At 65.3% G+C, this 25,662-nt stretch carries 27 protein-coding genes; 11 read left to right on the forward strand and 16 right to left on the reverse strand.

Annotated elements, in window-relative coordinates:
• Nucleotides 1-97: 97 nt before the first annotated feature.
• A complete protein-coding gene (locus HYG81_RS31810; RefSeq protein WP_180840208.1) occupies nt 98-808 on the reverse strand; it encodes a helix-hairpin-helix domain-containing protein in 711 nt (236 codons plus the stop codon).
• Nucleotides 809-884: 76 nt separating this feature from the next.
• Nucleotides 885-1,688 carry a shikimate dehydrogenase gene (locus HYG81_RS31815; protein WP_180840209.1) on the reverse strand — a complete coding sequence of 268 codons (804 nt, stop codon included), beginning with the start codon at nt 1,686-1,688 and terminating at the stop codon, nt 885-887.
• Between the two features lie 168 nt (nt 1,689-1,856).
• Between HYG81_RS31815 and HYG81_RS31820 the strand changes: the two genes are divergently transcribed.
• Complete coding sequence (locus HYG81_RS31820; RefSeq protein ID WP_180840210.1) at nt 1,857-2,801, forward strand: calcium/sodium antiporter; 945 nt, start codon at nt 1,857-1,859, stop codon at nt 2,799-2,801.
• Nucleotides 2,802-2,836: 35 nt separating this feature from the next.
• Here the strand turns inward: HYG81_RS31820 and HYG81_RS31825 are convergent, their stop codons facing one another.
• Nucleotides 2,837-3,856, reverse strand: a complete 1,020-nt coding sequence (locus HYG81_RS31825; protein WP_180840211.1) for a DUF7344 domain-containing protein — start codon at nt 3,854-3,856, stop codon at nt 2,837-2,839.
• A 67-nt stretch (nt 3,857-3,923) separates the two neighbouring features.
• Entirely contained in the window at nt 3,924-6,344 is a 2,421-nt protein-coding gene (locus HYG81_RS31830; RefSeq protein WP_180840212.1) for a PAS domain S-box protein, read from the reverse strand.
• Between the two features lie 156 nt (nt 6,345-6,500).
• Here HYG81_RS31830 and HYG81_RS31835 point away from each other — a divergent pair, with 156 nt between their 5' ends.
• Nucleotides 6,501-7,862: a D-aminoacyl-tRNA deacylase gene (locus HYG81_RS31835; protein WP_180843026.1), complete on the forward strand. Its 1,362-nt coding sequence runs from the start codon at nt 6,501-6,503 to the stop codon at nt 7,860-7,862.
• A gap of 158 nt (nt 7,863-8,020) precedes the next feature.
• Complete coding sequence (gene ftsZ, locus HYG81_RS31840) at nt 8,021-9,190, forward strand: cell division protein FtsZ (protein WP_180840213.1); 1,170 nt, start codon at nt 8,021-8,023, stop codon at nt 9,188-9,190.
• A gap of 160 nt (nt 9,191-9,350) precedes the next feature.
• Here ftsZ and HYG81_RS31845 read toward each other — a convergent pair whose 3' ends face one another.
• Nucleotides 9,351-9,983: a rubrerythrin family protein gene (locus tag HYG81_RS31845; RefSeq protein ID WP_180840214.1), complete on the reverse strand. Its 633-nt coding sequence runs from the start codon at nt 9,981-9,983 to the stop codon at nt 9,351-9,353.
• Nucleotides 9,984-10,089: 106 nt separating this feature from the next.
• Here HYG81_RS31845 and HYG81_RS31850 point away from each other — a divergent pair, with 106 nt between their 5' ends.
• A complete protein-coding gene (locus tag HYG81_RS31850) occupies nt 10,090-11,274 on the forward strand; it encodes an MBL fold metallo-hydrolase (RefSeq protein WP_180840215.1) in 1,185 nt (394 codons plus the stop codon).
• Between the two features lie 85 nt (nt 11,275-11,359).
• Here HYG81_RS31850 and HYG81_RS31855 read toward each other — a convergent pair whose 3' ends face one another.
• On the reverse strand, nt 11,360-11,692 hold the full coding sequence (locus HYG81_RS31855) for a 2Fe-2S iron-sulfur cluster-binding protein (RefSeq protein WP_180840216.1): 333 nt from the start codon (nt 11,690-11,692) through the stop codon (nt 11,360-11,362).
• A 199-nt stretch (nt 11,693-11,891) separates the two neighbouring features.
• Between HYG81_RS31855 and HYG81_RS31860 the strand changes: the two genes are divergently transcribed.
• A complete protein-coding gene (locus HYG81_RS31860) occupies nt 11,892-13,298 on the forward strand; it encodes a geranylgeranyl reductase family protein (RefSeq protein WP_180840217.1) in 1,407 nt (468 codons plus the stop codon).
• 298 nt (nt 13,299-13,596) lie between these two features.
• Here HYG81_RS31860 and HYG81_RS31865 read toward each other — a convergent pair whose 3' ends face one another.
• Both HYG81_RS31865 and HYG81_RS31870 read right to left on the reverse strand, forming a co-directional pair.
• Entirely contained in the window at nt 13,597-14,877 is a 1,281-nt protein-coding gene (locus HYG81_RS31865; RefSeq protein ID WP_180840218.1) for an amidohydrolase, read from the reverse strand.
• An 89-nt stretch (nt 14,878-14,966) separates the two neighbouring features.
• Nucleotides 14,967-15,302 carry an uS10/mL48 family ribosomal protein gene (locus HYG81_RS31870; RefSeq protein WP_180840219.1) on the reverse strand — a complete coding sequence of 112 codons (336 nt, stop codon included), beginning with the start codon at nt 15,300-15,302 and terminating at the stop codon, nt 14,967-14,969.
• 187 nt (nt 15,303-15,489) lie between these two features.
• Between HYG81_RS31870 and HYG81_RS31875 the strand changes: the two genes are divergently transcribed.
• Nucleotides 15,490-15,939 (forward strand): bis(5'-nucleosyl)-tetraphosphatase, encoded by a 450-nt coding sequence (locus HYG81_RS31875; protein ID WP_180840220.1) that lies wholly within the window; start codon nt 15,490-15,492, stop codon nt 15,937-15,939.
• A gap of 173 nt (nt 15,940-16,112) precedes the next feature.
• Nucleotides 16,113-17,165 (forward strand): DUF5787 family protein, encoded by a 1,053-nt coding sequence (locus HYG81_RS31880; RefSeq protein ID WP_180840221.1) that lies wholly within the window; start codon nt 16,113-16,115, stop codon nt 17,163-17,165.
• 19 nt (nt 17,166-17,184) lie between these two features.
• Here the strand turns inward: HYG81_RS31880 and HYG81_RS31885 are convergent, their stop codons facing one another.
• The gene (locus HYG81_RS31885; RefSeq protein ID WP_180840222.1) at nt 17,185-17,685 is read right to left on the reverse strand and encodes a DUF5797 family protein; all 501 of its coding nucleotides are present in this window, start codon (nt 17,683-17,685) and stop codon (nt 17,185-17,187) included.
• 153 nt (nt 17,686-17,838) lie between these two features.
• A complete protein-coding gene (locus tag HYG81_RS31890) occupies nt 17,839-19,128 on the reverse strand; it encodes an MFS transporter (RefSeq protein WP_180840223.1) in 1,290 nt (429 codons plus the stop codon).
• A gap of 115 nt (nt 19,129-19,243) precedes the next feature.
• Here HYG81_RS31890 and HYG81_RS31895 point away from each other — a divergent pair, with 115 nt between their 5' ends.
• Together HYG81_RS31895 and HYG81_RS31900 are read left to right on the forward strand one after the other, a co-directional pair.
• Complete coding sequence (locus HYG81_RS31895) at nt 19,244-19,498, forward strand: DUF5789 family protein (protein WP_180840224.1); 255 nt, start codon at nt 19,244-19,246, stop codon at nt 19,496-19,498.
• An 87-nt stretch (nt 19,499-19,585) separates the two neighbouring features.
• Nucleotides 19,586-19,894, forward strand: coding sequence for a transcription factor S (locus HYG81_RS31900; RefSeq protein WP_180840225.1), 309 nt, complete (start codon nt 19,586-19,588; stop codon nt 19,892-19,894).
• 297 nt (nt 19,895-20,191) lie between these two features.
• Here HYG81_RS31900 and HYG81_RS31905 read toward each other — a convergent pair whose 3' ends face one another.
• The 3 genes from HYG81_RS31905 to HYG81_RS31915 form a co-directional block, all read right to left on the reverse strand.
• On the reverse strand, nt 20,192-21,010 hold the full coding sequence (locus HYG81_RS31905; RefSeq protein ID WP_180840226.1) for a methyltransferase domain-containing protein: 819 nt from the start codon (nt 21,008-21,010) through the stop codon (nt 20,192-20,194).
• The gene (locus tag HYG81_RS31910; protein WP_180840227.1) at nt 21,007-21,396 is read right to left on the reverse strand and encodes a nascent polypeptide-associated complex protein; all 390 of its coding nucleotides are present in this window, start codon (nt 21,394-21,396) and stop codon (nt 21,007-21,009) included. Before HYG81_RS31910 ends, HYG81_RS31905 begins: the two co-directional genes overlap by 4 nt.
• A gap of 86 nt (nt 21,397-21,482) precedes the next feature.
• Nucleotides 21,483-22,340: an SDR family oxidoreductase gene (locus HYG81_RS31915; RefSeq protein ID WP_180840228.1), complete on the reverse strand. Its 858-nt coding sequence runs from the start codon at nt 22,338-22,340 to the stop codon at nt 21,483-21,485.
• Between the two features lie 158 nt (nt 22,341-22,498).
• Here HYG81_RS31915 and HYG81_RS31920 point away from each other — a divergent pair, with 158 nt between their 5' ends.
• A complete protein-coding gene (locus HYG81_RS31920; RefSeq protein ID WP_180840229.1) occupies nt 22,499-23,116 on the forward strand; it encodes an HD domain-containing protein in 618 nt (205 codons plus the stop codon).
• 18 nt (nt 23,117-23,134) lie between these two features.
• On the opposite strand, the gene HYG81_RS31925 is transcribed toward HYG81_RS31920, so the two are convergent.
• On the reverse strand, nt 23,135-23,623 hold the full coding sequence (locus tag HYG81_RS31925; protein ID WP_180840230.1) for a PUA domain-containing protein: 489 nt from the start codon (nt 23,621-23,623) through the stop codon (nt 23,135-23,137).
• Nucleotides 23,624-23,773: 150 nt separating this feature from the next.
• Between HYG81_RS31925 and HYG81_RS31930 the strand changes: the two genes are divergently transcribed.
• Nucleotides 23,774-23,950, forward strand: a complete 177-nt coding sequence (locus tag HYG81_RS31930; protein ID WP_180840231.1) for a hypothetical protein — start codon at nt 23,774-23,776, stop codon at nt 23,948-23,950.
• A 64-nt stretch (nt 23,951-24,014) separates the two neighbouring features.
• Here HYG81_RS31930 and HYG81_RS31935 read toward each other — a convergent pair whose 3' ends face one another.
• Both HYG81_RS31935 and HYG81_RS31940 read right to left on the reverse strand, forming a co-directional pair.
• Nucleotides 24,015-24,512 (reverse strand): LabA-like NYN domain-containing protein, encoded by a 498-nt coding sequence (locus HYG81_RS31935; protein WP_180840232.1) that lies wholly within the window; start codon nt 24,510-24,512, stop codon nt 24,015-24,017.
• A gap of 72 nt (nt 24,513-24,584) precedes the next feature.
• Nucleotides 24,585-25,409 carry a M48 family metallopeptidase gene (locus HYG81_RS31940; RefSeq protein ID WP_180840233.1) on the reverse strand — a complete coding sequence of 275 codons (825 nt, stop codon included), beginning with the start codon at nt 25,407-25,409 and terminating at the stop codon, nt 24,585-24,587.
• Nucleotides 25,410-25,662 lie beyond the last annotated feature (253 nt).

Below are 25,662 nucleotides of genomic sequence, written 5' to 3' on the forward strand. Positions count from 1 at the left end.
GAGAGTGGACGAACCTGCCGTTACGAACGCCGAAATCGGCACAGGGATGCGGCAATTCGGAGAAGGAAGAGGGGAAAACGGTCGACGCGGTGGGCCGTTATCTGACTTCGGCGCGATCGATCCAGCCCTGGATGCGCGTCTCGGAGATGTCGGTCTGCTCGGCCAGTTCGGCGGCGTCTGCGGTGGCAAGCTCGCCGATCGTGTCGACGCCTGCGCCGGCGAGGCGGTCGGCGTAGGCCGGACCGATGCCCTTGATTTCGACGACGGGTTCCTGATTGGCCTCCTCGGATTCGGCGTCTGGCTCGGGCTCAGGCTCGGCCTCCGTTTCCGGCTCTGGTTCGGGCTCAGGCTCCGGTTCGGGTTCAGTCTCCACTTCCGTCTCAGAATCGGTGCTATCGGCCGTCTCCGATTCGGCGTCTTCCGTGTCCGGCTCGGCTTCAGCGTCGGGCTCGGTTTCCGTCGCGACGTCGGGTTCGGCCTCCTCGACGGGCGATTCGTCCGCTATGTCGGTCGACTCCGACGACGACGCGTCAGCCGTCTCCGCGCCAGTCGTCGCCGACGGTTCGTCGCTCTCTTCCGAGATCGGTGTTGCTTCCGACGAGTCACCAGTACTCGAGCCGGTCGCGGCCGACTGCGGCGGCTCGGCACTCGATTCGTCGACCGACTCGTCTCTCTCGGCGTCGACGGCGGTCCCATCGTCCACCGACCCTTCCCGTTCGACCGTTACCCCGACCTCTCGAGTGCCCCCGCGCTCCGACTCCGAGTCGTCGAACCCCAACAGGGACTTCAGTTTTTGGAGGATTGCCATTATCTCGACATAGTCGGTTCCACCACTTAAATTCGCCTGATACTGTCACACCGGCGGCTGCGGGCACCGCGTTCGCTCAGAGCCGCGAGCGAATCGCGTCGTTCATCACGGCGACAGGTGCGTCCCGTCCGGTCCAGATTTCGAAGGCCTCGACGCCCTGATAGAGCAACATCCACGCGCCGTCGATGGTCGTCGCCCCGGCGTCGGCCGCATCGCGCAGGAGCCGCGTTTCGATCGGGGTATACACCGCATCGAGGACGGCCAGGTCGTCGTGAAGCGCGTCGGCGGGGACCGGCGTCGCATCCGATTCCATCCCCACGCTCGTGGCGTTGACCAGCACGTCGGCGTCGGCCACGAGTCGCTCCAGCTCGCCCAGCCCGTGTCCGGTCGCGCGGGACACTTCGTCCGCGAGTTCGTGCGCCTTCGACTCGGTTCGGTTGGCGATCGCGACCGTCGCGCCGGCGTCGGCGAGCCCGAAGGCGATCGCCCGGCCGGCACCGCCGGCACCGACGACGACCGTCCGCGCTCCCTCGAGGTCGACGTCGTGGTCACGGAGCGCGCGCAACGCGCCGACGGCGTCGGTGTTGTACCCCGTCGGCGGGCCCGACCCCGAGAAGTCGATCGTGTTCACCGCACCGATTCTGGTCGCCAGATCCTCCGGCGCGACGATCTCGAGGGCGTCCTGTTTGAACGGAATCGTCACGTTGAGCCCCGCGATTCCGAGCGCGTCGGCTCCGTGGATCGCGTCGTCGATATCGTCTTCGTCGGGCTCGAAGGTTACGTACCGGGCCTCGAGGTTGAGTTCGTCGTAGGCGGCCTCGTGCATCGGTGGCGACAGCGAGTGGCCGACCGGATTGCCGAGTAAACCGTAAACGTCCATAGCCATCGTTTCCCGTCACTCGACGCGGCAGGACCATAACCGGTCTGGCTTCGACAGCGATTTCCTGTCTCCGCTATCTGCGAGGCCTCACTGCGTTCGGCCTCGCTGGACACACGAACGACGGTCCGTTTCGCGTCGTTTTTAATCCCCTCTTGAGTAGCCGGCCCCATGCTCTCCGGAACCCCGCTCGATCTCCTCTTGCTGGCGGGCGGAATCGTCGCGCTCTACGGTGGTGCCGAACTACTGGTTGCCGGTGCGGGGCGGCTGGCGCTGGGAATCGGCCTTCGGGCCGCGACCGTCGGCGTGACGGTGATCGCGTTCGCGACGACCGCGCCGGAACTGTTCGTGGCGACGGTCGGCGCGCTGAACGTCTCGAGCGACGTCGGCCTCGGGACGATCGTCGGCTCGAACATCGCGAACATCGGACTGGTGCTCGGGGTCGCCGCGCTGATCAAGCCGCTGCAGATCAGCGACCGGGTACTGCGCCGACACGTTCCCACGATGGTGCTCGCGGCGATCCTGTTGGTCGTCCTCGGTGCGAACGGTCGGATCGGTCGCCTCGAGGGAGTGGTCTTCCTTCTGGTCCTCGCGGGATTCACGGCGTTTATTCTGTACTACGTCAGTGCGGACTCCCCGCCGATGGTCGACGAACCCGACGCGGAGTCGGGGGCGTCGGTACGGGACGTCGCGCTCGTCATTGGCGGACTGGTCGCGCTCGTCGTCGGCTCGCGGTGGCTCGTCGCCGGCGGGACGAGCCTGCTGTCGGCGCTGGGCGTCCCGGATCTCGTCATCGGCCTAACGGTGCTCGCGCTCGGCACGTCGCTGCCGGAACTGGCGGCCTCAGTGGTGGGTGCCGTGCGCGGCAAGACGGCCTTCGCCGTCGGGAACGTCGTCGGCTCGAATATCTACAACGTCCTCGCGGTGCTGGGGGTCGTGGCGCTGATCACCCCGATCGAGATTCAACCGGCGACGCTCCGATTCGAACTCCCGATCATGATCGGCTTCACTCTCGTCCTGGTCGGGATGATGTGGTACGGTCGGCGGCTGACGCGAGTCGATGGGGCGATCCTCGTCGCCGGCTACGTCGGATTCATCTCTCTTCTCGTTCCGTAGCCGAGAACGCAGTCATGGGACCGTCTCTCGACAGTTCACGTCGGCGGCCCGTCAGGCGGACCGGTCGCGGTCGACGATTCGTCGGGCGGGCTGGTGACGTCCCGCGAAGACGATGATTCGTCGCCGGTCGCTCGTCCCGCTCGCGGCCGCGCCAACGTCCATAGCATCCGGTCGCCATCTGCCGCAGTCGCCGTTGCGACCGGCGTATCAGCGGCCGACTCGTCGTCGGCCGGTTTACTCGTGGCCAGTGCATCCGTCGCAGTTGCATCCGGTACGTCCGTGGCCGTCGCAGTTGCATCCGGTGCCTCCGTGGCCGTCGCTTCGACGAACGCAGCGACGTCGGCGAGCGGTCCTTCGGTCATCCAGTCGATCCGCCACTGCGGTGCATCGGTCGCGAGTACGACCTCCTCGGCCTCGTCGTCGCACTCGACGAGCCCGGCATTCGACAGTATCGGCAGGTGCTCGTGGACGAGCGACGTGGCAACATCGGTGCACGCCGATTCCGTGACGTCGACGAGCCGTGTCTCGTCGCCTCCCTCTCGAGCGACGACGGCCGCGGCCAGATCAGTGACGGAGACGGTCCCCCGCCGCCTCGCAAGTGCGGCACAGACGGTTCGGCGACGCGGGCTTCGAAGAGCCTCGAGCGTCCGGTCGAACGTCCCTTCGTCGACGGGAAGCGTTTCACCGGTCGGATCGTCGAGAAGCGAACGGACCCACGCCGACTCGAGGACGGGGTGGTCGGTGAGCGCGACGGTCGTCGCGTCGCCGTCGTCGTGGCGGGACAGGAGTTCGGCGTCGGCGAGTCGCGGAACGTGGACGTGAACCAGCTCGATGTGGACGCGTTCACACTGTTCGTCGGTGACGATCGGACAGCCGTGTTCGATGGTCGCGACCTCGGTGGCGAGCGTTTCGACCGATAGTCGTTCCGACGTCGACGGGCGGTCAGTCGAGGATGTGTCCGCACGCTCGAGCAACGTCGCGAGCAGGTATCGACGTTGCGGCGCTGCCAATACGTCCAGCGCGGTTGTCAGCTCGGCGGATGGGGGTGTCCTCATTGCTTGATGGAGACTACGGGCGGGGGAAAGGAGTGTACCAGCATGCTCTGGTATCGGCCAGTGGTCGTCAGTCGTCCGTCTCGAAATACGCCGAGAGGAGCTTTGCCTGTGCGACTCTGAGGTGTTGATGGAACGTCTGTCGGGCGATACCGAGTCGATCTGCGACATCGGACGCGTCGCTGTTTCGCGTCGGCCACTCGAAGTAGCCGCCGTGGTAGGCCGCCTCGAGGGCCGTGCGCTGTTTGTCGGTCAGCATCGATTCGACGGTGCGCCGGAAGTCGCCGCGGGTCTCGACCGGCCGCTCGACCGTTTGCTTCGAACGGAGCCTGCTGTCGGGGTACGCCGACGTAATCCCGTTGGCGAGCCCGCGCAGGTCTGCATCAGGGCTGACCTGAACCGTCAGCTCCGCGACGCCCTCGTGGATGGTTTTCGACTGGAGCCGCGCGCCGTAGTCCGTGAGCAGATTGGCGATCGTCGGTCCGCGAACGACGCACTCCCAGTAGCTCTCGTCGCCGTCGTCGATGAGCCGCAGTTCCGTGATCGCGTCGTCGTCGCGAGCGACCTCGCGGATGCGGTCGGGATCACCGTCGCTGACGATGAAGTAGTAGACGAACAGCTCGTCGGTCAGCGGTAGCACGTGATCGATTGACAGCACGCAACCGAGCTCGTCGGAGAGTCTGATACAGGCGTCGCCCCGATCGGTCGACTCGAACTCGAGTTCGACGACGATGTCCTGATAGAGGAGTCGGCGGACCGTCGTCGCGTTGATTGCGTGGCCGATCGTGCCGCCGAACTCCTGTAGCACCTCCCGCTCCCGATCGGCGAAGGCCAACGGCTCGTCAGCGCCGATCACGAGCGCCCCGAGGGGGCGACCGCTCGCGGCAATCGGGACGACGGCGACCGAACCGTACCCCAGCTTTCGGGCGTGGCGTTGCCACTCTTCGATGGGGCTCTCGCGGAGATCCCGATACCGCTGGGCGGTTCGGGTTTCGAACGCCGACGTGCCGTCGGCGGCGGACGGCGGGTCGACGAACGACGAGAGGAAGTCCGCCTCCGCCGCGTCGATTCCCGCCTGCGCTACGGGCTCCCACGAGTAGCTCTCGGTCGTCGCGGTGTCGGCCCGGCCGATACCCGCGAACCGGTAGGCGTCCGCAGCCGCGAACTCCTCGACGACCGCGGTTTCGATCTCCTCGCGGGTCTCGGCCGCGACCATCGTCTCGTCGATCGTCCGAATAACCGCATTGAGCCGCTCGAGGCGCTCGAGTTCCCGCTCGCGGACCTTGCGCTCGCTGATATCGCGTCCGACGCCGGTAAAACCGAGGACGGTGCCGGTATCGTCGGTGATTCTAGCGCTGTTGAACTCGTAGGGGACCTGTCGACCGTCGCTCGTCAGGACCTTCCCCTCGGCGGTGACGCGCTCTCCCTCCTCGAGGATTCGATCGATCGCGTCGCGAATGTGGTCCCGATCCTCCGAAGCGATGAACTGAAGCGGGTTCATGCCGGGGAGTTCGTCCGATTCGTAGCCGGTCGCGCGCTCGAACTGGTCGTTCCACTGGATCAGGTTCCCCTCGGAATCGTACGCGTAGAGGATGTCCGGCTGCGCTTCGAGGATGCTTTCCGTGAACGCTTTTTCCTCGCGGAGCGCCCGCTCGCGGGCCTCACGCTCGCTGATGTCGCGGCCGGTACCGGTAAAGCCGAGAACGGTCTCATCGTCGTCAGTGATCTGTGCGCTGTTGAACTCGTAGGGAATCCGTCGGCCGTCTTTGGTGAGGAGATCCGCCTCCACGGTGACGTACTCGTCCTCCTCGAGGACCCGCCGAATCGCCGCGGCGATTCGGTCCCGATCGGCCGGTGCGACGAACTCGAGCGGGCTCATTTCGGCCAGCTCTGATTCGGTGTAGCCCGTCACCGCCGGTACCCGGTCGTTCCACTCGAGGTGGTTCTCGTTCGCGTCGAACGCGTAGACGATGTCCGGTTGCGCCTCGAAGACGTGTTCGGCGAAGGCCTTCTCCTCGCGGAGTTCTCGAATACGTTCGTGCTCCTCGGTGCGGTCGTGGACGAGCCAGACGTACCCCTGGAGCTCGTCGTCCGCGCGGTCGACAGGGACGCCTACCTCGTCGTCCTCCCGGACCGCCGCGATCACCTCGCGAACCCAGAATCGGCACCCGTCGCTCCGGACGCGCCACCCGTCGGTCTCGGCGGTTCCGTCGGACTGCGCCCGCTCGAGCAACCGTTCCGACCGGCCGTCGTCGCGATCGTCCGGCGGGAAGACGGTGCGATAGTGGGAGCCAACGATTGTCTCCGCGTCGTATCCCAGCAGGTGGCGCGCACCGTCGTCCCACGCGGCGATGCACCCGTCGGCATCGACCGGCACGATAGCGCAGTCGCTGGTCAGCGTGCTCAAATCGCCGATATCGAGACCGAAATCGACCGACGAATCACTGGCTGCTCTCGTTTTGGTCGTTTCGTCCGACGTGTTCTCGGTCATGTCGACCAGCCATCTACGATATATGTTATCGCTACACACGAAAAGTTACGGGTAGCTGTCGCTATGCGTTTTTCCGTAGCCCCGGTGTCGGTAGCGGTAACAGCCACTGTGGTCGGAAACCGGCGACGTTAACCACCTCAAAACGCGATCACGAATATAGTGATGCTCGCGATCGTCGAAAGCCGTGCTGACCGCGCCTCGGTACACATCTGTGACCGACTCCGCGAGCGCGCCGACTGGACGGAACGGACCGACGACCGACCGGCGGCCGACGGCGGCGGCACCTACTACTGGACCGACGGGGCCGAACTCCGCTCGTTCGACGAGTTACACATCGACCTCGAGCGCCCCGCTGACGCCTTCGACTGCGACCCCGACCTGCTCGTCTTCGCCTCCCGGCACTCGGGGGACACCGGCGCGCTACTGACGGGCCACTTCACGGGGAACTTCGGCCCAGCCGAGTTCGGCGGCGAGCCCGACGCGCTGGCCGAGGCCGCGCCGAACGCGCTGAATCGGCTGCTCGAGGCGTTCGACGAATACGCACCCGAGCGGTACGACGTTGGTATGGAGTGTACTCACCACGGCCCCTCCGAGGTGGGCTGCCCGTCGCTGTTCGCGGAACTCGGCAGCGGCGACGAACAGTGGGACGATCCCGCCGGTGCCGACGCTGTGGCGCGCGCCATCCTCGAGTTGCGACACGTCGACCCCCATCGGTCCAGACAGGTCGTCGGCTTCGGCGGCAACCACTACGCGCCGCGATACGGACGGGTCGTCCGCGAGACAGCGTGGGCGGTCGGCCACGTCGCGGCCGACTGGGCGCTCGAGGCGATGGATCACCCGACGACCCACCGCGACGTCCTGAAGCGCGCGTTCGAGGCCAGCGACGCCGAAATCGCGCTGCTGGACGGGGAGTGGCCGGTCCTCGAGGAGACGCTCGCGGCCCTCGACTGTCGCATCGTGAGCGAGACGTGGCTTCGCGAGGTCGACGATCGCCCGCTCGCGGTCGTCGACGCGGTCGAGTCCGACCTGGGAGCCGTCGACGACGGGATCCGCTTCGGTGACCGGCTCGCGGAGTCGGTTGCCGTCGTCGAGCTCCCGGCCGAGCTCGTCAGTACTGCACAGGGGATCGATGCCGACCGCGTCCGAGCAATTGTCGAGGCGAACACCGTGGCCTTCGCGACGGAAAACGGCGGGAGCCGCGTCGGCTCGCGGGCGGCGGTCCCAGATACTGCTGTCGACAGCGAACCCGGGGACGACAACGACTCGAGCGACCTCCGGACGGCGATCATCGCGGAACTGGCTGCCGTCCTCGAGGAGAAGTACGACGCGGTGACGATCGAGGACGATGCCGTGGTCGCCGAGGAGACGGCGTTCGACCCCGCGCTGGCGCAGCAGGTCGGCGTTCCCGAAGGACCGAAGTTCGGCGCGCTCGCCGACGGGGAGTCGGTCACCGTCGATGGGGAAACGGTCAGTCCCGAGAGAGTTATGACCGAACGGACGCACCGATTTCCGACTTGATTGGTCCGAAAAACGGCAGTAATACCGACTTACCCGGTATCTCCCCCCAGATTCGTCCCATCTTCATTCAGACACATAAAAACTAATTAACGTGTCAGACATCCGGCTGACGCGTAGGGGAAAGGTAATTATGCTCCATTGATTAGACATGGTCAAGAATGGACTCCATAATCGACAGCGCGATCGACGAGGCCGAAGAGGGGGAGGCCACGGCCCCCGACGACGCCGCGCCGCAGGGCGGCGGATCGGCGGACGACGGCACACCGGACCGTCCAGAGTCGGGGACGATGACCGACGACGAACTGGAAGACGTCCTGCAGGACCTCCAGACTGACATCACGGTTGTCGGCTGTGGCGGTGCCGGCGGTAACACCATCAACCGGATGGAAGAGGAAGGCATCCACGGCGCGAAACTCGTCGCCGCGAACACCGACGTCCAGCACCTCGTCGAAATCGAGGCCGACACCAAGATTCTGATGGGGAAAGAGAAGACCAGCGGCCGCGGCGCCGGCTCGCTCCCGCAGGTCGGCGAGGAAGCCGCCCTCGAGAGCCAGCAGGACATCTACGACGCCATCGACGGCTCCGACATGGTCTTCGTCACGGCCGGCCTCGGCGGCGGAACCGGGACCGGCTCCGCCCCGGTCGTCGCCAAGGCCGCCCGCGAGGCCGGCGCGCTGACGATTTCGATCGTGACGACGCCGTTTACCGCCGAGGGTGAAGTTCGGCGGACGAACGCCGAAGCGGGCCTCGAGCGCCTGCGCGACGTTTCCGACACCGTCATCGTCGTTCCCAATGATCGCCTGCTCGACTCCGTCGGCAAACTCCCCGTCCGACAGGCGTTCAAGGTCAGCGACGAGGTGCTGATGCGCTCGGTCAAGGGCATCACGGAACTCATCACGAAACCGGGTCTCGTCAATCTGGACTTCGCCGACGTTCGCACCGTCATGGAACGTGGTGGCGTCGCGATGATCGGTCTGGGCGAATCCGATTCCGAAGCGAAGGCCGAAGACTCGGTCAAGACCGCGCTGCGCTCGCCGCTGCTGGACGTCGACATTTCGGGTGCGAGTTCCGCTCTCGTCAACGTCACTGGCGGCAACGACATGGCCATCGAAGAGGCCGAGGGCGTCGTCGAGGAGATCTACGACCGGATCGACCCCGACGCCCGCATCATCTGGGGGACCTCGATCGACGAGAGCCTCGAGGGCAGCATGCGGACGATGATCGTCGTCACCGGCGTCGAGTCGCCGCAGATCTACGGCCAGCCGGACGGCGAGGCCGTCCAGCCCGAAGCGCCCGCACAGGGCGACGACATCGACTTCGTCGACTGAGTCGACGCCTCCGTAGAACCCTGTTACCGCGTCCGCCGACTCTCTCACTGCTGCACCTCGTCGATCCATACTCGACACCGATATCGGCAGTCCATCCTTCAATCGGAGTGTGTCTGGCTTTCGCACCCCGGACGGCGAGCGGTCGACGCGCCGGAGCGGCTCAACAGATCGGCTTCGGATCGAGGCCGAGGTCATCCAGCGATCCCGCATACGTTTCGTATGCGATGTCGATCACGCCCTCGGCGGCCGACCGTGCGCGATCCCAGTCCTCGCTTCCGTCACAGACGTCCGCGAGTAATTCGGCGGCTCGGTCGCCCTGAGCCGCTGTCTCGGATCGTAGCTCACGAAATGTGTCGGCGCGCCGTTCGTCGCCTTCGTTGACGAAGAAGCTCACCACTTGCAGGTGGGTCCGGTCGGCGACTAGGGACCGCCCGACGACGCCACCGAGGCGGTCCGCCGTCGACTCGAGCGCCCGAAGGCGGTCGTGCATCGGGTCGGCGTCCGCGTCGGGCTCGTGTTCGCCGTCGAGGAGGGCCACGACTCGATCGTAGTGGTCGCGCTCTTGATCGCAAAATTCGGCGAAGGCGTCCTGTGCGTCCATGTATTCCTCAGCATCGGCCCACGACTCGAAGGTCTCCATCGCGGCGCGTTCGCTGTCCGCGACCGTCCCGAGGACCGCCTCCGCCGTCAGGTTCGCGTCGGTCTGGGCGACCAGTAGCTTCGACGACCCGAGGCGCTCGAACTCGACCGACATCGATTCCTCGATCGTCTCCTGGAATTCGTCGGCGTCCATACCGAGACGACGACGCCGAGCGTGTTGAACGTTGGTGACGGTGCGAGCGATCGGTATCGGTACAATGTGGCGCGGCTTTACCCGCCTCGAGCGCGTATCGCGTCCCATGAACGACCGGAGCGACGCCGCCGGTTCGCCAAGCGACGAGGCCGACGAATCGCCCTCGATCGCACCCGAGGCGCTGGCCGATCGGCTGCGATCCGGCGACGAACTGACCGTTCTCGACGTCCGCGACCGCGACGAGTTCGAGCGATGGCACCTCGAGGGCGAGGGAGTCGACGCCGTCCAGATCCCGCACGTGCGGTTCATCCAGGCCCAGGCGACGGGCGACGTGGACGAGCTCGCGGCCGATCTCGAGGAACCGATTCTCGCGGTCTGTGGCCGCGGCGAGGCGAGCGCCCACGCCGTCGGGCTCCTCCGGGAGGCGGGTATCGACGCGGCCAACCTCGCTGGCGGGATGGACGCCTGGGCAGATCTGTACGTCGCTCGAGAACTCGACGTCGACGCGCCGGCGACGGTCGTCCAGTACGATCGGCCCTCGAGCGGTTGTCTCGCCTACGCGATCTACAGCGACGGCGAGGCGGCGGTAATCGATCCGCTTCGAGCGTTTACTGACAGGTACGTCGACGACGCAGCGGATCGGAACGCGACGATCAGATACGCGATCGACACGCACGTCCACGCGGATCACGTCAGCGGCGTTCGAGCCCTCGCGGAACGGACGGACGCCGCAGCGGTCGTCCCCGAGGGCGCGACTGACCGCGGGCTGGCGTTCGACGCGACGACGATCGGCGACGGCGACGAGGTACAGGTCGGCGACGCGACGCTGGCCGCGGTCGCGACGCCCGGTCACACGACCGAGTCGCTCTCGTACCGGCTGGACGACCTCCTGTTCACCGGCGACACGCTGTTTCTCGAGGGGGTCGGCCGGCCGGACCTCGAACGCGGGGACGACGGCGCGGCCGACGCGGCGCGGCGGCTGTACGAGACCCTGCAGGACCGCCTCCTCGAGCTGCCCGACGACGCGATCATCGCACCGGGCCACTACAGCGATGCCGCCGATCCGCGGGACAACGGCACGTTCGTCGCCAGAATGGGGGCGCTGCGCGATCGAGTCGGGGCGCTCTCACTGGACGAAGACGGGTTCGTCGAGCGCGTCACGAACGATCTCCCGCCGCGGCCGCTGAATCACGAGCGGATCGTCGCGGTAAATCTCGGCCTCGAGGACGTCGACGGGGAGACGGCGTTCGAACTCGAGTTGGGGCCGAACAACTGCGCGGTCGCCGACTGACGGCGAACTCGCTCGGAACGAGAGGAGAGAACAGCGATCTATCGACGATGACGGTTCGTGAGACCGGTATGTCGCAGCGGTGCGTTCAGTCGTCGGCGACCGCACCGTCGGTCGCGCCGCCTGCGAGGTCGCCCTCGATGCTCGGCGGGTACTTGCCGCGGTCGAGTTTCAGGTCCGATTGCGGGCGCGCCATGCAGGTCAGCGCGAAGTTTTCGGCTTCCTCTTCGGTGAGCCCGCGAGCGGCGGGCTGGGTGACCTCTCCCTCGAGAATTTCGGCGGAGCAGGCCAGACACATCCCGACTCGGCAGGAGTACTCCTGGGCGATTCCTTCCTCGAGACACCGGCTCAGGATCGTCTCTTTGTCGGTGCAGGTGATGGTCTCACCCGTCCCGACGAACTCGATGGTGTACTCTGTCATACCGCCCGGTACGGCGGACCTCACTAAAACTCTTTATTTCACCGCGGGAGACCACGCCCATCGCTTGCGTCGGCTTCCGCCTGCAACGGCGGTCTCCGATCGGTGACTCGTCAGTCAAACCTGTCACGTGATTTCGTCTCCGACACTCCGGCGAATCAACCATAAAGCGTTTTCTTGCCGCGGTGTGCACAGTAATGGTATGAGTACGCAGGAGCAGTCGGCCGCCGCGACGACATCCCGGGACCAGTCGCCGGACGCGGTCATCGTCGGCGCCGGAACCGCAGGGTGCTACGCCGCAGCGACCATCGCACGCGAGGACTACGACGTCGTCGTCCTCGAGCGAAAGGACGCGGAGGAAGCGGGGCACATCGCCTGCGGGGACGCGTTGAAGGGTGCCGACGCCTTCCCCGAGGCGATCCCGAAGTCGAAACTCGAGCCGGCCTTTACCAACACGGGCGTCGATCACGGGCGCTTCGAGATTCCGCAGGAGGACACCGTCCTCGAGATTCCCGTGCCGGGCGAGCTCGCCGTCATCGACCGCTGGGAGTACGGCCGGCGGATCATCGACGGTGCCGAGGACGTCGGCGTCGACTTCCACTACGATACCGTCGTCACAAACGTCGTCCAGAACGACGACGGCCGTGTAACTGGCGTCGAAGCGATTCGGAAGGGAGACCCGCTCGAGTACGAGTCCGATATCGTCATCGACGCCGCGGGCTCCCTGTCGGTACTGCAGGACCACGTGGACTTCTCGGAGTCGACGTTCGACACCAACGTCGACTACAGCCACTTCTGCTCGGCCTACCGCGAGATTGTCCACGTCGAGGAGCCGGTCGAGTGGGACGACGCGCTGGTCTTCAAGCCGACCGAGCGCGCTGCAGGCTACCTCTGGTATTTCCCACGGACTGACACCGAAATCAACGCCGGGCTGGGGTTCCAGATGACCGAGGAACCCATGAAACTCGTCGACGACCTCAAGCGGGACCTCGAGAACCGCGCCGAGTTCGAGGGTGCCGAGGTCGAGGACAAACTCGGCGCGGCGCTGCCGACCCGCCGGCCGTACGACTCTGCCGTCCACCCGGGGTACATGGCCGTCGGCGACGCCGCCGGACACGTGAATCCCACCACCGGCGGCGGGATCGCCGGGGCCGCCTACGCCGGCAAGTACGCCGCCGATCAAGCGATCGAGGCCCTCGAGACCGGCGATTACAGCGAGGACACCTTCTGGAAGTACAACGAGCGCGTGATGGACCACTTCGGCGCGCGCTACGCCGCACTCGACGTCTACAACATTCTCTCGACGGCCGTCGACGTCGACGACCTGATGGGCCTGCTCGCGGCGATGCCCGGCGACAAGCTCGCCGAGGCTCTCTACTCGGGCAGCGCGGACATCGGGCTGAAGCTCAAACTCGAGGCCCTGCTCAAGAGCCGCGGTCACTGGGGGACGATCTGGAACCTCTACCAGACCAAGCGCCGCGCCGACGAACTGCTCGCCCACTACGAGAATTATCCGACCAGTCCCGCGGGACTCGCGGGCTGGCAGGACCGGCGCGACGAACTCATGGAGAAGGTCTACGAGACGACCGGGGCCGACCCCAAATACTAAAGACCGAACTTTTACTCTGCGTGCGGTCGCTTCGCGACCGCACTCGGTAAAATCCTCAAAAGAGCGCTCCTATGGAGCGCTCTTTTGGACCTCGCGGGATCGAAGATCCCGCTTAGCTTCGATGAAAAGCACTCCTCCCTCCCTTACAGGTCGGTCGTCGGCCCGCTCGCTCGGCCTCCGGCCTCGCTCGCGGTCGGTATCGGTGAACCGCCTGCCCTTCCCCGGGTCGCGGACTCCTCGCGATGCTCGGAGTCCGCTCCCGGCCACTCCCGCTCGAAATCAGTTGAGAACGTGTCGATCAGGATTGCCGACGGCTAATTTGCTCGATTGATCCCGCCAGCACGTCGATTCCGTGACCGATACTCGCCTCGTCGACGTCGAACGTCGCAGTGTGGTGGCCGCCGGGGTGGTCGGTGCCGACACCAACGTAGCACGCGCGACCGCCGTTTTCCTGCACTTTGCGCATGAGAAAGGTCGCGTCCTCGCTCCCGCCGAGCTCGTCGCGCTCGAGAACGCGCTCGACGCCGGCCGTCTCGCCCGCGACGTCGGCGACGACCGAGACGAGTTCCTGATCGCTGGTCGCGCTCGGGGCCTCCGCGCCGGTTTCGATGTCGACCTCGCAGTCGTGCATCCGGGCGGCGCTCCGGAGCACCCGTCGAGTTCGGCGCTTCATGTACTCCATGAGTTCGGTCGTCTCGCCGCGGACCTCGGCGACGATTCGGGCCTCGTCGGGGATGACGTTGGCGGCGCTGCCGCCCTCGACGACGCCCGCGTTGACCCGCGTCGTGCCGTCGTTGTGCCGGGGAATGCCGTAGAGGTTCTGGACGGCCGTCGCCATCGCCTGCACGGCGTTGCGCCCCTGCTCGGGGTGACCGCCCGCGTGTGCCGATTCACCCGTGAACGCCGCCTCGAGGTGCGAAACCGCCAGAAAGCCGTCGATGCCGGCGACGATCTCGCCGGTCGGATGGTCGAGCCCGATGTGAACTGCGAGCAGGGCGTCGATATCCCGAATGTGCTCGCTCTCGGCCATCGACTTGCCCCCGCCGACGACCTCCTCGGCGGGCTGGAAGAACACCTTCAGCGTGCCCCGGAAATCGCTCCGGGCGACTCGCTCGAGCACGCCGATCCCGATCGTCGCGTGGGCGTCGTGGCCGCAGGCGTGCATCGCGCCCTCGTGCTCCGAGCGAAAGCCCTCGGTGGCAGGTGCATGGTTCGGATCGTCGGACTCCGCCCGCGGCAGTGCGTCGATGTCGACGCGGAGGCCGACGGTCGGCCCCTCGCCCCGTTCGAGGACGGCGACCGCGCCCGTGTAGCCGCCCTCGAGTCGCTCGAGGACGGTCTCGTCGATCCCCGCATCTCGAGCCCGCTCGTACCAGTGTGTGAGTTCGGCGTCGTCGGGGACCGCCATCCGATGCTCGCCCGCGATAGCATCGGGGCCGACGTGGAGTTCGGCGAGTTCGTCGCCCAGCCGGGACTCGAGTTCCGCGACGATCCGTGCAGTCGTATAGAATTCGCGCCAGGCGGGCTCGGGCTTTCGGTGGAGGTCTCGGCGGAGCGAGACGAGGTCGTCTGCGGTCATATCCGCACCTCTGTGGGAACGGTAAAAAGCCCTGTCGACGGTGGCGTCTCGAGAGAAACGATTCGAAACTGCAGCGAAACCGGGTGCGTTCAGTTGCCACGGCCCGCGCCGTGGATCTGCTCGACCTCCGCCTCGATGTGGACCGAGTCGGGGAAGTTCTGCGAGGCGATGTTGCGCGCGAGGCTGTCGTGGCCGTGGATCTCGAGTTCGCGCGTGAAAACGGTGTACTCCCACGAGGAAAAGTGTCGGTCGTCGTCGGCGTGGAGCCGACAGTGCTGGGGAACCGAGAATTTTTCGGGCGGATGTGAGTGCGGACCTTTCAGCGCCGCTCCCTTTCGCTCCGCGGAGGATTTGATGTCGTCGACGATACTATCGAGCGCGGCGCGATCGCCGCTCTGGAGGGTGAGACTGGTGACGAAGGTCATGGCTGGTGCTGTCGAGTACGTCAACGGTCGGCGCGTAAAAACTTGCTGAGATGCGCGGGTTCCCCTCGCCGACGGTGAACGACTGCAGTCGATCGACCGTCGACATCGTGAAAACCGCGACCCCACTCAGTGTTCGTTGGACGAACAGTCCGATATTCTCTTAACGTCGCGCCTATTATCTCCTGTAATGGCAGTCGAAGCTACGAGCGCAGGCGCGATCCTCTTCCGCGATACGCGGGGCCGGCGCGAGTATCTTCTACTCAAGAGTCGCCCAGGCGATTGGGAGTTCCCCAAGGGCGGTGTCGAAGGAGATGAAGAACTTCAGCAGACGGCGATCCGCGAAGTAACGGAAGAGGCAGGTATCGAACAGTTCAGACTACTCGACGGCTTCCGCAAGGACTACGACTACGTCTTCGAGGCGAACGGCAAGACGATCCACAAGACCGTTCACCTCTTCGTCGCGAAGTCGTTCGAGGCGAGCGCGGAACTATCGAACGAGCATCGCGACCTCCAGTGGCGCGATTACGATCAGGCGATCAACACCGTCACGCAGGACGGGCCTCGGGAGATCCTCGAGGACGCCCACGAGTTCCTCGACGAGCGCGAGGAGGAGGATGACGACGACGACGAAGCGTAGTCCACGGCGACCGGCGGTCGATTCCGTGCTGTAGGAGATAACGGCGATTCTCCGGCAGAATATCGCGTTCCACGCATGGTACGCAGCCGGTAGCGGTGCCGCTATCGTTCCCTCGACCGATCGGTGACGGTCGATCGAGTAGCGCTTTTGCGCTCTCACTTCCAAGGGCTGCCGTGGACCCATACACTGCCGAGTTCGGGTTCGAACTGCGGACCTGCCGGTGGGCCGAACTGGCGTGGCCGCCGGGGACCGATTCCACGAGCGACGAAACTGCGATCATCGTCGCCCGCCAGCTCGGGACGAAACGCCGGCGCTGGGACACCATCGTCCTCGAGTGCGACCCCGAGACCCTCCGCCGGCGAGCGAACTTCGGCCCGAAACGTCTCGATAGCGATCTCCTCCACGTCCTCCGAAACGCTCCCGCGGAGTGGGCCTACTACCGCGACGCGCTCCCCCATCCCGGCTACCCGTGGCGGTACGTCCGCGAGGCGATCCACACCGCTGCTGACCGCGGGATTCTCGAGACCCGCAGGTCGGGGAATCGCATCGAGATCCGGCGCAAGTGGACCTATCCCGACTGGCTCGAGCGGGTTGTCGCGATCGAGAACAAACCGGATCTCGACGCCAGCGCGGCGCGCACACTCGGTTCCCAGCTCGAGTACGACGTCGCGATGGAACTCGCCGACGAGGTCTGGGTCGCGACCCGGCAGACCGGCGAGCGCGTCGAACCCGCGCTCTTCGAGGACCTGCCAATCGAGGCGGGCATCCTCTCGCTCGAGCCCGATCCCCTGACTGCCGAGGTCGCGTGGCATCCCCGCTCGCTCGCAGTCGACGAGCCGGGAACGCGGATCCTCGAGCGACCCGACGGCGGGAAGCGGGACGGCTCCGCCGCCCGGTTCGAGTTCGTCAATCCCGACTGGAAGGCCGACAAACGGCTCGCGATCGCCGAACGCGCCTACGAGCGCGGCTGGCGCTCGTTCGTCGACACGATGCGTCCCGACTGCCGGCACTTTCAGTTACGCGCTCGAGACGCTCACCAGGCGCTGCCGTACTGCGCCGCCAAGGGCCGGTGCCAGACGGCCGCCGAGTGTTCCGGCTCCTGTGGCGACTTCGAACCCGAGCCGCCGGCCTGGCGCACCCGCGGCTGGCCGATCGAGGGCGGGCCCGGAAAACGATCCCAACGGATCCTCGAAGCGCGCCGGCGTCGACGACGGCCGGGGCTGTAGCGATATCGAAATCGAGCCGTCAGTCGGAGATGGAAACCTCGAGTTCGTCGCGCTCGACCGCCAGCCGGAACGTGGGGACGGTGCGGTACTCCACCTCGACGACGCCCTTGCGACGCAGGCTCTGGAGGCCCGACCGGACCGTTTCGGAGTCGGGATCGACCCCGTACTCGTCCCGGAGCTTGTGCAACACCGAGACGACGCTCTCGGATTTCTCCTCGGGACCGGCCAGTACCGCGACGATCCGCGCCTGCAACTCGGGGACGCGGATTTTAGAGGGGGTCCCGTCGTCGGAGTCGCTCTCGATTCCCGGCTCGACGTCGACCAGGTCGGCCGCCTCCGCGGTCGCTCGGATCAGGCTGTTGTCGTCCCGGAAGTAGTAGTCACTGAGTTCGTTCTCGAGGAACTGATGGACCTCGCTGCCGCTGTCCATGTCCCACCGTTCCTGGAGCTCCGAGTTCTTCGTCGGTTGTAGCTCCACCACGTCCGCCAACCGGTCTTGGGCCTCCTCCGAGAGCGTCATCGTCGAACCGTATGGGTAACCGGTACTTTTGCGTTGCGTCCCGTCAGTTTCGCTGTCTGTCACTTCAACCGACCTGTGACCCTCGTTCGGTTTCGGCCAGCGAGCGAGTAGCTGCAGAGAGAGAGAGAGACGGCGGCTCGAGTAGTCTCGAACTCAATCGCTCCCGACGCCCGGCACCGAGGCCGTCGTCTCGAGCGTCTCCTCGACCTGCGTGTACACCAAGATTGCGCCGACGACGGCGAGGGCGGTGCCGAAGATGAAGGGTACTCTGAAACCGAACCCGACCAGCGCGCCGGAGGAGAGCGGCCCGACGGCGATCCCGTAGCCGAAGGCCATCGTGAGGATCGACAGCTTCGAGCCAGACTCTCCCTCACCGGCGAGGTCGCCCACCAGCGCCAGCGACGGGGCGAACACCATCGCGGCGGCGACGCCCTGGAACAGCCGAGCGACGAACATCAGTCCTGACGACATGATGAACCCCTGCGCGAGCGTCGTCGGGATCAGCAACACCATTCCGGCGACGATGAACGGCCGGCGTCCGTACCGGTCGCAGGCCCGTCCGATCGGTGTCTGCAACACGACCTGCGCGATGATGAACGCCGCGAACTGGAGGCCGAACCAGGTCGCACCCTGCTCGAGGCGGGCGTTGACCTGCGGCTGAATGGTCGCGAACAGTGCGATCGCGGTCGCCATGAAAAACGATGCGACGCCGAGCGTAAAGATCGGGTCGAGCAGGTTGGATCCCGATCGATCGAGGACGGGGATCGAGAGATCGGCCCCGGCGTTCGCGGCCGTCGACTCGGGATCGGAGACCAGCACGGTCACCAACCCGTAGCTGAGCGCGGCCGTGATCGCGGCGATGTAAAAGGCGGCGTCGAACCCGTCGATTACCACCTCGCCGAGGATCGCGTACGGGCCGTAACTGACGACCGCACCGGCCACCGCCGGACCGGCTCCGAAGCCGACCAGTCGGAACGTGTTGTAGACGCCCATATTCCCGCCGCGATTACCGGTCGTGGCGAGCTCGTTGACGAGCGCGACCGACGACGGGATGATGAAGGCGACGCTGATGCCTTGCAGACCGCGAATGAGCAGCAGAGTAGCGTACGTCTCCGCGAAGACGTACGCGACGTTCATCACCGCGAGTCCGGCGAGTCCGACCAGAATGAACGGCTTGCGCCGCCCGAGTCGATCGGACAACCGGCCGGTAAACGGCTGAAAGCTGCTGTTGAGGAAGCCGAAGATCGAGAGGATGACCCCGGTGATCATCGACTCCCCGAGGCCGAACGCCGTCCCGCTCACGATACCGCTAGTCACGTACAGCGGAATGACGATGATCAGAAACGAGTTGCCGATTCCGTCCGCCATTCGGGCACCCGCCAGCGCGAGTACCCGGCGGTCGACGGCGAACGGCGCGATAATCCGATCGACGACTCTCCGCATCGACCGTAGCTGCGTGATCGCACCCGATTATAGTTTCGAATCGAAATATTAGTCTCCGCGATAGTACGTCCGAGCATAACAGAACTACAAGCCATCGGATCCCGTCCGTCTAGCCATGTCCGAGATCAAACTCAGCCGCATCGAGAGCGTCCTCGAGGACCTCGAGTACCCCGTCACGAACGATCGGGCCGCTGCCGAACTCGAGGACGTCACGCTCCTCCTCGCGGACGGCGAGCGAAATCTGGGGGCGCTCATCGAGCGCAGCGACAGCGACCGCTTCGAGTCGATGGACGACCTCGAGTCGGAACTCAACAACGTCCTCCCGCGCGAAGCCGTCGGCGAGCCGTACCAGTCGGAGGGCGAGGGATAAGCGCCCCGCGGTGAGATCGGGACCGAGACCGGTCAACGATCTGAAACAGGCCCCTTAAGTCGCTCCACCTCCGTAGCCCGGACAACGATGGAATTCTGCGACGACTGCGGTTCGATGATGAAAGCCGACGACGGCATCTGGGAGTGCGGCAACTGCGGCTTTACGAAGCCGAAAGGCGACGCCTCCGAGTACACCGTCACCGACGATCAGGAAGTGAGCGAGGTCATCGAGTCCTCCGGGGAAACCTCGCTGCCCGAGACCAACGCGCTCTGTCCCGAGTGCGGCAACGACCGCGCCCTCTGGTACATGCAACAGATCCGATCGGCCGACGAATCCGAGACGCGCTTCTTCATCTGTACCGAGTGTGAGCACAAGTGGCGCGAGGATGATAACTAACAACCTTTTACGCTGCGGTCTATCGCGAGCGAGGCGCTGCGCACCTCGCTCGCGATGTCCCTCGGTAAAAGGTTGATCAAAAGCACTCCTCCTTCCCCTCCACTCACTTCGTTCCTTCCGGGTCGGTCGTCGGCCCGCTCGCTCACCCTTCGGGTTCGCTCGCGGTTGTAATCGGGTAACCGCCTGCCCTTCCCCGGGTCACGGACTCCTCGCGGTGCTCGGAGTCCGTTCCCGGCCACTGCTCACTCGAGGTACTACTGAATCCACTGCAACTCGAGCAGAAAAGTCTCCGACTCGCTATTCGTTGCGCGCGATCGTCAGATACCCCGTGTGACCGACGGGAGCAGTCGACGGCCGCGAACCCCGTTCGTCGAACTGCATCTCGCGCTGGATCGTCTCTCGAGTGGTAATATCCGAGAGGCCGACCTCTCGAGCCGTCTCCGAAACCGCTCGAGTCGACTCGATAAACGGACTGTAGACCGCGAGGAACCCGCCGTCGACCAGCAGGTCCGGCGCGTGCTCGACCATCGCGGGTGCGTCACCCGTATCAAGGGTGAGCACGTCGAACGACGACGGCTCGAGGTCGTCGAGGTGCTCGAGCACGTCACCGGTTCGGACATCGACGGCGTCCTCGACGCCGCCCAGCGCCATGTTCTCGCGGGCGACGTCGGCGAACTCCGCGTCGCGCTCGTAGGTCACCACCGACGCGCCGGCGCGGGCCATCATCGCCGCGAGGACGCCGGTTCCGGTACCGGCGTCGAGGACGCGGTCGCCGCGGGCGATCCCTGTCTCGCCCAGTACGAGTCCGATATCGCGGGGGACCATCGGCGCGCCCGTCCGCTCGAACTGATGAAAGAGGTCCGGACCCCGCAGCCGGCGCACGTGAAACGCATCGCCCAGATGCGTCTCGATCGTGTCGCCCGGCTGGACGTCCTCGGGGACCTCGAGCACGCCGAGATCGGTCCCCTGTTCTCCGCCGGGTTTCACGAGGTACTCGCGGTCGCCGCGGACGAGCAAGACCGGGACGCGGTCCTCTCCGTCCGTAGACCCTGCCTCGGTCTCTGTCTCCGTGTCGGCCTCGTCGTCCGCGTTCTCGTTGCCGCTCACTCGAGTCACTCGAGGGAGGCGACCGCCGCGGCGAGGTCGCCGTCGTTGTTCTCGAGGGCCTCGCGGGCCTCGTCCTCGCCCACGCCGGCCTGCGTGGCGACGAGTTCGACGTCGTCGTCCGGGATCGACGGTTCGGCGTCGCTTCCGGCATCGGCACTACCGCTGCTTCCGCCGGCGGATCCGGCCTCGACCTTTTCGGGCGAGCCGATGACCTGGTAGGTCTCCTGGCCGCGGGCGTCCATCTTCGTGACTTCGGCACCGTCGAAGACGAGATCGTACTCGTTGGTACGGATAATGACCTCCTCGGCGTCGATATCCTCGACGTCGATGCCCATCTGCTCCATCATTTGCTGCATCTTGCGCGGATTGAGTCCGCCGCCACCTCCTCCAAACATACTCGATACGTCGCCGTGGGCTCCCTTTTACTTTGTCGTTCGCTGGAGTGAGTCGGGAGCGCGGACACGAGGGAGGAGCCGAAAACTCACGACTCACTCGAGCGCGAGTAGTCCGGATCGAAGAGCTGTGCCGACAGCGGTGCCGGATCTCCCTCGGTGAGGTTGTACGCCGAGAAGTCCTCGACGCCGGCCTCGCGCAAAAACTCCTCGTCGTAGACGCTGTGTCCGGTGAACTCGGCCGGGTCGCGGTTCAGCATCTCGAGTACCGTATCCGAGACGATGTCAGGGGTGCGCCAGTCGTCCTCGGTTCCCATCTCGAAGTAGCGGGTCGCCCGCGTATCGATGGCAGTCACCGGCCAGAAGGTGTTACAGCCGATACCGTCGCTCGCCAGTTCCTGCGCCAGCGACAGCGTGACGAAGGACATCCCCATTTTCGACCAGGAGTACGCCGCCGACCCCGGCGCGCGATCGATTTCGACCGGCGGCGCGTTCGTCAGGATCCAGGCGTCCGCCTCGACGTCCCGGAGGTGCTCGATGAACCCCCGGGAAACGAGATAGGTCCCGCGCACGTTGACCTCGTTCAGGAGGTCGTAGCGGTCGGCCGGAATCCCCTCGACGTTCCCCATCTGGATGGCCGAAGCGTTGTTGATGACGATGTTGATCTCGCCCATCTCGTCGATCGCGTCCGCGATGGCCGCCTCGACGGCGTCCTCGTCGCGGACGTCAAGTTGGATCGCGTGCGTGTCGACGCCCTTCTCCGCGCATTCCTCGGCTGTTCTGTGAATCGTCCCCTTGAGTTCGGAGTCCGAGTCGTCGACGGTTTTCCCCGTCGAGACGATGTCACAGCCCCGTTCGGCGAGCGCGAGCGCGAGTTGTTTTCCGATCCCTCTCGTCGTCCCCGTTATAAACGCGGTCTGGCCGCTCAGATCTGGTTTCTGTCGCATCCGTAATCGGTACTTTCACCCGCCAGACTAATATTTCGTGCAGAACACGTGCTCTCGGAGCGGATGGAGAACGGGCAGGTGACTGCACTCCCCTCTCGTAACGAACCGAACGCTCGTAACCGACGTTTTCAACCCACACTGGCACGTGGTGTCCCACGATGGACGACGAATTCGATGCGCTGCTCGAGGCGTTTGAGCTGAAAGACGAGCGCCGGACAGGGTGGGTCCTCCGCGGGATCGAGTCACCGGAATCGGTCGCGGCACATACCTGGGGAATGGCGACGCTGTGTCTGCTGTACGCCGACCGAGCCGACGACGGTGTGGACCGCGAACGAGCGGTATCGATGGCGCTCGTTCACGACCTCGCGGAAGCACGAACGGGTGATATCGCGACGCGAGCGGAAGCGGGCAAACAGCGAGTGGCCGGCGAGGAAAAAGCGACTCTCGAGCGGGACGCGATCACCGATCTGCTCGAGCCGTTTCGGAATGACGACGACCTCCTGTCGCTCTGGACGGAGTACGAGGCGCGCGAAACGCCGACCGCGCAGTTCGTCAAGGACATGGATCTGATCGACAACTGCCTGCAGGCCCTCGAGTACGAGCGCGAGGACCGCTACGACGACACCGAACGAAACGACGCGTTCTCCGAGTACGAGAACCTCGACGAGTTCTTCGCGACGGCCGCGCCGCGGCTCCGGACGGCGGTCGGCGAAACGCTGTTCGAGGAGATCAAAGCGCGATACGAACGCGAAATCGGGCGAGGGTGCCGATTGTAGCGGGGCAGTCTGACCGTTCTACGTCTCCGCGGGCGCGCCTTCGCGAACGGTCACCGCCATCCCCGTCTCGAAGTCCCGGATCGCTTCGGCGTCGAGCTGTGCCGTCCCGACCGCGAGCAACTCGCCGCGCTCGTGGACGATCAACACCTCGTCGCCCGGCCGGATTTCGTCGCCGACCTCGCAAACGAACTTCGCGAAGACGTTCTTCTCGTCGCGGACGAAGGGCTCGCTCTCGTCGTCGACCACGACGCGATAGGCGGGGTGCGCGAGTGCGGCATCGAGCCGGCGACCGCCCTCGAGGCCGAGGGTGAATCGGCCGTCGGTGCCGAAGGAGACGATCCGCCCTGTTTCGGCGTGGATCTGCTGTGGACGCCCCGAGGTGGTGCGCTTGATAGTTAGCGATTCCTCGGGCGGAAACAGGGCCGCGCCTGCACCGTCGCCGAACTGATAGTCCCCGATGGTCCGGAGTTGCGGGAGGCCCGCACGCCCGTCTGCTGGCTCGCTCATTGACCGGCGTTCGACCCGGCACGGCGAAAGCCCTTCGACCTGCCGGCGTCGACCCCCTGATCTGCGGGTCGAATTCCATGATCAGTTAGAACGATGACTGGAATGAGATGGAGAATGTTATAATGATTGGTTTACTACTATCCAAATCGTATGGACGTCACGCAAATCGGTCTCGGGGTTACGCTGCTCGTCATCGGGGCCCTGACGCTGGTCGGGCCGGCCGCGCTCGTTACCGGGCCGCTCGTGTACCTCGTTGCCGGTGCAACGCTGCTCATCACGGGGTACGCGCTGTTGGTCGGATTGTGGCAGAGTCGGCAACCGAACTGATTTCCGACCGACTCGGGCTCGAGCTGACCTTCGATCCGGTCCGTCGACGCTGCAGCCGAGTGTTTCAGAGGAGAAACGTCTCGTGGCGGTCGCCGAGATCGAGGAACGAATCGGCCGCTTCGATGAGTTCCTCGGCCGTCGAGGACTGGAAGGCCATCACTTCGACGCGGACGCCCTCGTGACGCAGGTGTGAGCAGAGCCGCGAGAAGTCGCCGTCGCCCGTACAGAGGACGATCGTATCCACGTGGTTCGCCAGCGTCACCGCGTCGAGGCTCATTCCGACGTCCCAGTCGGCCTTTTTCGTCCCGTCGGAGAACGTCTTGATGTCCTTGATCTTCGGTTCGAAGCCGATATCGACCAGCGCGTCGAAGAAACTCTCCTCTTCGGGCGAATCCGCGCGGATGACGTAGGAAATGGCGCGCGTGAGCTGGCGGTCCTGAACGGCCTTCTCGAGCAGGGCGGAGTAGTCGATATTCCGGCTGTGAATGCTCTGTGCGGTGTGGTAGAGGTTCTGGGCGTCGACGAGAACGGCGACGCGCTGCCCCGGATGAATTTCCGTCATATCCTAGCATGTCGCGCGCGACCATAAAAAATCGCGGCGTTCGCTCCGGTCACGTTGCGACTACCAGTACTCTCAGCTTCGGAGCTTCTGGATGCGCTTTTCCGTCGGCGGGTGCGTCGCGAACAGCGACTGCAGGAGCCCCTTCTCCGAGTTGAAGATACACAGCGCGCTCATGCTGTCGTCGATCTGCGATTCGCGGCCCTGCGCACCGCTGGAAATCTTCTCGAGGGCGCGGGCGAGCGGGTCGCCGCTGCCGATATACTGGCGGGCGTCCTCGTCGGCGACGAACTCGCGGTAGCGCGAGATGGCGAGGACGAAGATCATCACGAGCATCTGCGCGATGTTCGAGATGACCATGCCGACGATGATCCCGCCGATGCCGCGCTCGCTACTCATGATGTAGACCATGTAGGCGACCCAGCCGACCATCATCGCGATGGAACTCCCCAGCACCATCGCGAGGACGTCGCGGTTCTTGATGTGGGCGAGCTCGTGGGCGATCACGCCCTCGAGTTCGTCGCGCTGGAGGAGCCGGATGAGTTCCGTCGAGACGACGACGACGCCCTTCCCCTTCCGGCCGGTCGCGAAGGCGTTGGGGACGCCCATCTCCATGACCATCAGTTTGGGCTTTTTGATGCCCATATCCCGACAGAGGGAGTCGGTCATCTGGTGGATCTCCTGATACTGGCCGTCTTCGGGCATCGGTTCGGCCTTTCTGGTCGCCGACCACGTCCCGATCTTGTACTGGATAACCGGCAACACGAGCAGTCCGAGCAGAACCAGCGGCCACGTACCGGTCCCGAACATCGCCAGGCCGAAGGCCCCGACGAGCATGTAGAACGCGAACAGGATCGAGCCGACGATCGCCATTCGCACTTTCAGTCCGAAATCTGTCATGGGCGATGGTAAGTATCGCGTCGGGATAAATGACGCGAAAGTGTATGTCAGTTAGTAGCTCAATACAGCCGACGGGCTCGGTCCAAACGCAATAAATAAGTCAATTCGGCCTCCTCTCTCGTATATGCGCTACGTCGCTCACTCGACCGCCGGTCCCGTCGTGAGCGGCGTCTGCCCTCGTTTTCCCAAACGTAAACGTGCGTGAGTGTGCTCGCGGCGGGCGTGGCACCCCGTCCCGGGTACGATCCGACCG

Origin of the sequence: Natrinema zhouii, assembly GCF_013456555.2 — an archaeon.
Taxonomy (GTDB): domain Archaea; phylum Halobacteriota; class Halobacteria; order Halobacteriales; family Natrialbaceae; genus Natrinema; species Natrinema zhouii.

Bases quoted from the DNA above. Each gene is read 5' to 3' on its own strand.
- HYG81_RS31925 (WP_180840230.1), bottom strand. From the start codon at position 23,623: ATGAGCGAGCCAGCAGACGGGCGTGCGGGCCTCCCGCAACTCCGGACC.
- HYG81_RS31860 (WP_180840217.1), top strand. From the start codon at position 11,892: ATGAGTACGCAGGAGCAGTCGGCCGCCGCGACGACATCCCGGGACCAG.
- HYG81_RS31890 (WP_180840223.1), bottom strand. From the start codon at position 19,128: ATGCGGAGAGTCGTCGATCGGATTATCGCGCCGTTCGCCGTCGACCGC.
- HYG81_RS31930 (WP_180840231.1), top strand. From the start codon at position 23,774: ATGGACGTCACGCAAATCGGTCTCGGGGTTACGCTGCTCGTCATCGGG.
- HYG81_RS31820 (WP_180840210.1), top strand. From the start codon at position 1,857: ATGCTCTCCGGAACCCCGCTCGATCTCCTCTTGCTGGCGGGCGGAATC.
- HYG81_RS31915 (WP_180840228.1), bottom strand. From the start codon at position 22,340: ATGCGACAGAAACCAGATCTGAGCGGCCAGACCGCGTTTATAACGGGG.
- HYG81_RS31815 (WP_180840209.1), bottom strand. From the start codon at position 1,688: ATGGACGTTTACGGTTTACTCGGCAATCCGGTCGGCCACTCGCTGTCG.
- HYG81_RS31870 (WP_180840219.1), bottom strand. From the start codon at position 15,302: ATGACCTTCGTCACCAGTCTCACCCTCCAGAGCGGCGATCGCGCCGCG.
- HYG81_RS31855 (WP_180840216.1), bottom strand. From the start codon at position 11,692: ATGACAGAGTACACCATCGAGTTCGTCGGGACGGGTGAGACCATCACC.
- HYG81_RS31885 (WP_180840222.1), bottom strand. From the start codon at position 17,685: ATGACGCTCTCGGAGGAGGCCCAAGACCGGTTGGCGGACGTGGTGGAG.
- HYG81_RS31865 (WP_180840218.1), bottom strand. From the start codon at position 14,877: ATGACCGCAGACGACCTCGTCTCGCTCCGCCGAGACCTCCACCGAAAG.
- HYG81_RS31940 (WP_180840233.1), bottom strand. From the start codon at position 25,409: ATGACAGATTTCGGACTGAAAGTGCGAATGGCGATCGTCGGCTCGATC.
- HYG81_RS31920 (WP_180840229.1), top strand. From the start codon at position 22,499: ATGGACGACGAATTCGATGCGCTGCTCGAGGCGTTTGAGCTGAAAGAC.
- ftsZ (WP_180840213.1), top strand. From the start codon at position 8,021: ATGGACTCCATAATCGACAGCGCGATCGACGAGGCCGAAGAGGGGGAG.
- HYG81_RS31910 (WP_180840227.1), bottom strand. From the start codon at position 21,396: ATGTTTGGAGGAGGTGGCGGCGGACTCAATCCGCGCAAGATGCAGCAA.
- HYG81_RS31825 (WP_180840211.1), bottom strand. From the start codon at position 3,856: ATGAGGACACCCCCATCCGCCGAGCTGACAACCGCGCTGGACGTATTG.
- HYG81_RS31935 (WP_180840232.1), bottom strand. From the start codon at position 24,512: ATGACGGAAATTCATCCGGGGCAGCGCGTCGCCGTTCTCGTCGACGCC.
- HYG81_RS31830 (WP_180840212.1), bottom strand. From the start codon at position 6,344: ATGACCGAGAACACGTCGGACGAAACGACCAAAACGAGAGCAGCCAGT.
- HYG81_RS31875 (WP_180840220.1), top strand. From the start codon at position 15,490: ATGGCAGTCGAAGCTACGAGCGCAGGCGCGATCCTCTTCCGCGATACG.
- HYG81_RS31810 (WP_180840208.1), bottom strand. From the start codon at position 808: ATGGCAATCCTCCAAAAACTGAAGTCCCTGTTGGGGTTCGACGACTCG.
- HYG81_RS31895 (WP_180840224.1), top strand. From the start codon at position 19,244: ATGTCCGAGATCAAACTCAGCCGCATCGAGAGCGTCCTCGAGGACCTC.
- HYG81_RS31845 (WP_180840214.1), bottom strand. From the start codon at position 9,983: ATGGACGCCGACGAATTCCAGGAGACGATCGAGGAATCGATGTCGGTC.
- HYG81_RS31900 (WP_180840225.1), top strand. From the start codon at position 19,586: ATGGAATTCTGCGACGACTGCGGTTCGATGATGAAAGCCGACGACGGC.
- HYG81_RS31850 (WP_180840215.1), top strand. From the start codon at position 10,090: ATGAACGACCGGAGCGACGCCGCCGGTTCGCCAAGCGACGAGGCCGAC.